Source organism: Pseudomonas sp. 30_B, from assembly GCF_017491605.1.
Lineage (GTDB): Bacteria > Pseudomonadota > Gammaproteobacteria > Pseudomonadales > Pseudomonadaceae > Pseudomonas.
The window spans coordinates 1-529 of record NZ_JAFGYY010000160.1 but is presented as its reverse complement, the minus strand read 5'-3'; the positions used below and the strand labels follow the sequence as shown (position 1 = coordinate 529).

Annotated in this window: 2 protein-coding genes; both read left to right on the top strand. The window is 61.2% G+C overall.

All coding sequences use genetic code 11. The features are described from left to right. The first annotated feature begins 18 nt into the window (after nt 1-18). Nucleotides 19-315 (top strand): co-chaperone GroES, encoded by a 297-nt coding sequence (gene groES, locus J5M67_RS27720; protein WP_002514778.1) that lies wholly within the window; start codon nt 19-21, stop codon nt 313-315. 11 nt (nt 316-326) lie between these two features. Then, the coding region (locus tag J5M67_RS27715) for a TCP-1/cpn60 chaperonin family protein (protein ID WP_279381590.1) at nt 327-529 on the top strand (203 nt) is incomplete at its 3' end.

The following is a 529-nucleotide window of genomic DNA, read 5'->3' as shown; positions in this document are numbered from 1 at the left end:
GTAGAAAGGGGTCTTGACGTGGCAACCACGATCAAGCCGCTCGAGGACCGCGTCCTCGTCCAGCCTCTCGAGGCCGAGCAGACCACCGCTTCCGGGCTCGTCATTCCGGACACCGCTAAGGAGAAGCCGCAGGAGGGCAAGGTCATCTCCGCTGGCCCCGGTCGCGTCGACGACAAGGGCACCCGTGTTCCCATGGATGTTAAGGAGGGTGACGTCGTCATCTTCTCCAAGTACGGCGGCACCGAGGTCAAGTACGACGGTCAGGAGTACTTGCTCCTCAACGCCCGTGACATCCTCGCCGTCGTCGAGAAGTGAGGCGCTGATACATGGCAGCTAAGCAACTTCAGTTTGATGAGGAGGCCCGTCGCTCCCTCGAGCGCGGTGTCGACACTCTCGCCGACACCGTCAAGGTGACCCTCGGTCCTAAGGGCCGTTATGTTGTCCTCGACAAAAAGTGGGGAGCCCCGACCATCACCAACGACGGTGTGACCGTCGCCAAGGAGGTCGACCTCACTGATCCGTATGAGAA